Here is a 3,955-nt window from a genome sequence, read left to right on the forward strand (position 1 = left end):
GAGCGAGGAAGACCTGATCTCGCACCTCGGCACCATTGCCCGCTCCGGCACGAAGAACTTCCTGTCGCAGCTCTCCGGCGATGACCGTAAAGACTCCAACCTCATCGGSCAGTTCGGCGTCGGCTTCTACTCCGKCTTCATGGTSGCCGACMAGGTCGAGGTCGTCTCGCGCAAGGCTGGGGAAGAGAAGACCTATCGCTGGATCAGCGATGGCAAGACCGGCTTTGAAATCGAAGAGGTCACCGGCGATGCTGCGCGCAAGGCAGCCGGAACCACGATCCTGATCCACTTCAACGACGAGGGAGCGCAGTACGCCAACGGCTGGCGTCTGCAGGAGATCGTCAAGAAGTACTCCAATCACATCGCCTTCCCCATCTTCCTGACCTACGAGAAGAGTGAGTGGGACGACGAAAAGAAGGAGTCGATTAAGACCCGCACCACCGAACAGGTCAACGCCGCCAGCGCCATGTGGCGCCGCTCGAAGTCTGAGCTTACCGACGACGACTACAAGGAGCTTTACAAGTCGATCGCCGGTGAGTGGGAGGATCCCCTCTTCTGGTTCCACACCCGCGCCGAGGGCACACTCGAGTACACCACGCTGTTCTACATACCGGCCAAGGCCCCACTCGATCTCTACCAGGCCGACTACAAGGGCGGCGTCAAACTCTACGTCAAACGCGTCTTCATCATGGACGACTCCCGGGATCTGCTGCCGCAGTATCTGCGCTTCGTCCGCGGCATTATCGACTCGGAAGATCTGCCGCTGAATGTCTCGCGCGAGATCCTGCAGCAGAACAAGGTGCTCACCAGCATCAAGACTGCCAGCGTCAAGAAGATCCTCTCTGAGCTGAAGACCATTGCGAACAACGATCCTGAGAAGTACGCGCAGTTCATCACCGAGTACAACCGCCCGCTCAAGGAAGGCCTCTACGGCGACTTCGCCAATCGCGAGACGCTGCTGGAGCTGATCCGCTTCAAGTCGTCGAAGGTTGCGGGGCTCACCTCGCTCGCCGAGGCGAAGGACCGCATGCAGCCAGAGCAAAAGGCGCTCTACTACATCACCGGCGGCACCGAGTCGATGCTGCGGAACTCGCCTTTGCTTGAGATCTACAAGAAGAAGGGAATTGAGGTCCTGATTCTTGACGATGACGTCGACGGGCGATGGGACAGACGAACCTGCCGGAGTTGCAGCCAACACTCGAGATCAACCCCGATCACGAGATTATCCGCAAGCTGCTGGCCGATCCCAGCAACGGCAAGGTCGAAGACGCCGCCTGGCTGCTCTTCGATCAGGCTCTGCTGCTTGAAGGTGTGCCGCTGAAAGACCCAGCTACCTTTGTGCAGCGGTTGAACCGGGTGTTGAACCAATCGATCTAAACCAGACACATGCACACGCATAACGCCTCCCATAGGGGAGGCGTTATGCATTGTTGCTTCAGGGGTTGAAGAGCAGCGGAGAAATCTGCTTCTCCACAAGATTGCCCTCAGCGGCTAAAGCCGCACTTGCCCGGGCTGTTTCGGCACGGCTGAAGCCGTGCCCTTAAACAAGACATTCGCGCGCTGCGCGAACAAGAGGCGAGTTTGTTTGCTGGGCATCTCTTCCATATTGGTTCATCCGGATACAGTGAAGTTGGCAGAGGGTTGCCGCAGATCGAGCGTCACTACATTGCTCTATGATCGTTGCGCTGGCGCAACCATTTCGCACGCAGGTGCGAATGCCTTGCTTAAGGGGACGGCTTCAGCCGTCCCATATAGAAGCCCGTAGAGACGCGGCTTTAGCCGCTGAGGTCAAATCTACTTCCGAAGATTGGCTCAGAATTTGTCGATACAGCCTAACGCTCATTGGCCGTCTCCACCCATCCAAGGCTAGACTGTTGCGGCAGCATTCTCGCGCTGTGTTTTGGAGGCAGATTTGTTCCCCCGTTTTCGTTCAGGCCTTAGTCGTCGGCAGTTCATGAAGTATGCTGGACTCRCTTCGACATCACCAGCACTTGCTTCGTCATTTGACTGGCTAGGCGATCCAGCGAAGTCCATTCGTGCAGGTGAATTCCAGTTGCTTCCGCTGGGCAGGGTCCAGCCCAAGGGATGGCTCAGGCACCAACTGGAGATACAGGCGAATGGGCTCAGCGGACATCTGGATGAGACCTGGCCTGACGTTGGCCCCAAGAGCGGCTGGCTCGGCGGCACCGGCGAATCATGGGAACGCGGGCCATATTTTCTGGATGGTCTGATCCCGCTTGCGTATCTCCTCGGTGATGAACGCCTCAAGGCGAAGGCGCAGCGGTTCGTGGATTGGACGCTCAAGAGTCAGACTGCAGACGGCATGTTTGGACCGGCCTCGAACAATGACTGGTGGCCGCGCATGGTTATGCTCAAGGCGCTGGCCCAGTATCAGGAGGCCACGGCCGATCCCCGCGTCATTCCCATGATGCAGCGTTACTTCAAGTACCAGCTCGTAGCGCTGCCGAATCGGCCGCTCACCTCATGGGGAAGATTTCGCTGGCAGGACCAGGTGCTGACGGTGCTGTGGCTCTACGATCGCGCACCTGATCCAGCGCTGCTTGATCTCGCAAAGCTTCTACGCGCACAGGGTTACGACTGGATGGCGCAGTACGAGAACTTTCAATACAAAGAGAAGATGTCGTCCGCCCATCTCGATCAGATGGAGAAGACGCCGGGCTTCAAAGACATCAAGCTCGCGACGCATGGCGTAAACAACGGACAGGCCGTCAAGACAGGAGCCATCTGGTCGCGGGTCACCGGCGCCGATGCCGACCGGCAGGCCGTATTGAAGATGATTGCGGAGCTCGATCGATATCACGGCCTTCCCAACGGAATGTTCTCCTGCGACGAGCATCTCGCGGGCCGGAGCCCATCGCAGGGATCGGAGCTCTGCACGGTGGTGGAGTACATGTACTCGCTGGAGCAGTCGCTGGCTGTATTGGGCGATGCCTCGCTTGCAGACCGGCTCGAGAAGCTGGCCTTCAATGCCTTGCCCGGAACCATGACGGATGACATGTGGGCGCATCAGTATGACCAGCAACCCAACCAGGTTGAGTGCAGTCTGCATAAGGAGCCATGGTCGACCAACGGTCCGGAATCGAATCTCTACGGTCTGGAACCGCACTTCGGTTGCTGTACCGCAAACTTCAGCCAGGGATGGCCGAAGTTCGCAGCCAATCTGTTCATGACCTCAGCTCAAGGCGCGATCGTGGCCGCGGCGTACAGCCCGTGCGAGGCCCAGCTCAAGCTGCAGGGAACTAACGTCCATATCGCAGAGGAGACGGAGTATCCCTTCCGCGGCAGTATCCGCATGACCGTCAATCCGTCGAAGCCGGTGAAGTTTCCTTTCCTGTTACGAGTTCCCGGCTGGGCAGAGGGTGCAGAGATCCTGGTGAATGGCCACAAGGAAAATGCACCGAAGGCCGGCACGTTCGCGCGTGTGGAGCGGGAGTGGAAGCAGGGGGATGTGGTCACCATCAACTTCCCCATGCAGCCTCGCGTTATCACGGGCTTCAACAACTCGGTCTCGGTAGAGCGGGGGCCGCTGGTCTTTTCTTACAGCATCGGTCAGGACTGGCTGAAGCTCCGCGACCGGGGTATGACGGCGGACTGGCAGGTGTATCCGAGCTCGCGCTGGAACTATGCGCTCGCGGTTGACCCCGCAGCTCCATCGCAGAAGATTACGTTGACGGAACATGCATTGGGAGACCGCCCATTCGCGGCCGAAGGAACTCCGACGCACTTGAAGGTGAAGGCGAAGCTATTGCCTTCGTGGATGGCGAGTGAAGGGACAGCCGGCGTTGTGCCGGAGAGTCCGGTCGAGAGTGCAGAGAAGGAAGGGACGATCTCGTTGATCCCGTACGCCGCGGCCAAGCTGCGCATTACATCTTTTCCACGGTTGAAGGAGAATAGTTAGAGCGTATCGGCGAGTTGACCTCGGAACTGGGTGCCC

The 3,955-nt window shown here is 58.6% G+C and carries 2 protein-coding genes and 1 pseudogene; all 3 read left to right on the top strand.

From position 1 onward, the window contains the following. Positions 1 to 61: 61 nt before the first annotated feature. Positions 62 to 1,105 (top strand): annotated as a pseudogene (gene htpG, locus AB4043_RS20450) (molecular chaperone HtpG); the annotation flags it as partial. A gap of 56 nt (positions 1,106 to 1,161) precedes the next feature. Continuing rightward, positions 1,162 to 1,377 (top strand): hypothetical protein, encoded by a 216-nt coding sequence (locus tag AB4043_RS20455; protein WP_442307929.1) that lies wholly within the window; start codon positions 1,162 to 1,164, stop codon positions 1,375 to 1,377. Positions 1,378 to 1,954: 577 nt separating this feature from the next. Next, positions 1,955 to 3,919, top strand: a complete 1,965-nt coding sequence (locus AB4043_RS20460) for a beta-L-arabinofuranosidase domain-containing protein (RefSeq protein ID WP_442307930.1) — start codon at positions 1,955 to 1,957, stop codon at positions 3,917 to 3,919. The last annotated feature ends 36 nt before the right edge of the window (positions 3,920 to 3,955 follow it).

This window comes from Terriglobus sp. YAF25, assembly GCF_052113305.1.
Taxonomy (GTDB): Bacteria; Acidobacteriota; Terriglobia; order Terriglobales; family Acidobacteriaceae; genus Terriglobus.

What these genes read in the sequence shown, in the direction of transcription:
- AB4043_RS20455 (WP_442307929.1), top strand. Translation starts at nt 1,162, where the DNA reads ATGGGACAGACGAACCTGCCGGAGTTGCAGCCAACACTCGAGATCAAC.